We start from the raw sequence: 659 nt of genomic DNA on the forward strand, positions 1-659 counted from the left end.
TTTTAAGTCTGTTTTCTTCAGACTTTAGTTAATGTTTGTTAACATTACCTCGGATGTCTTGATTAGATATTTTTTAATCTTATCATCTATATTTCTTTGTATGCAATTTTCAAGGTACACTTTTGATTCCTTCTGGAATCAAGTGGAGAATACGAGATTCGAACTCGTGACCTCCTGCTTGCAAGGCAGGCGCTCTCCCAACTGAGCTAATCCCCCATATGTAATTCTTATTTTAAATTGTATGGGCTTAAGTGGACTCGAACCACCGACCTCACGCTTATCAGGCGTGCGCTCTAACCAGCTGAGCTATAAGCCCATAGGATTTGGCAGCCACCTACTCTCCCACACCGTCTCCAGTGCAGTACCATCGGCCGTTTAGGTCTTAACCATCGTGTTCGGGATGGGAACGGGTGTTACCCCTAAACGCATCGCCACCAAAAGGCTTCATTATCAAGTTGTTTCTTGATAACTAAACAATAGACAGCAGTTCTCTTTACTTCATCCTTCCGTTTTAGTTGGATTGTTCCAGACGAAAGAATGTTTTTCTTCCTTAGAAAGGAGGTGATCCAGCCGCACCTTCCGATACGGCTACCTTGTTACGACTTCACCCCAGTTATCGGTCCCACCTTCGGCAGCTCCCTCCTTACGGTTGGGTCACT

The 659-nt window shown here is 44.5% G+C and carries 2 tRNA genes and 2 rRNA genes; all 4 read right to left on the minus strand.

Going from position 1 to position 659, the window contains the following annotated elements:
* Positions 1–143: 143 nt before the first annotated feature.
* Positions 144–216, minus strand: a tRNA-Ala gene (locus LQE94_RS16150).
* A gap of 26 nt (positions 217–242) precedes the next feature.
* Positions 243–316, minus strand: a tRNA-Ile gene (locus LQE94_RS16155).
* A 5-nt stretch (positions 317–321) separates the two neighbouring features.
* A 5S ribosomal RNA gene (gene rrf / locus LQE94_RS16160) occupies positions 322–439 on the minus strand.
* A 115-nt stretch (positions 440–554) separates the two neighbouring features.
* Positions 555–659, minus strand: a 16S ribosomal RNA gene (locus tag LQE94_RS16165); the annotation flags it as partial.

It is taken from the genome of Mediterraneibacter sp. NSJ-151 (genome assembly GCF_022487435.1).
Lineage (GTDB): Bacteria > Bacillota > Clostridia > Lachnospirales > Lachnospiraceae > Schaedlerella > Schaedlerella hominis.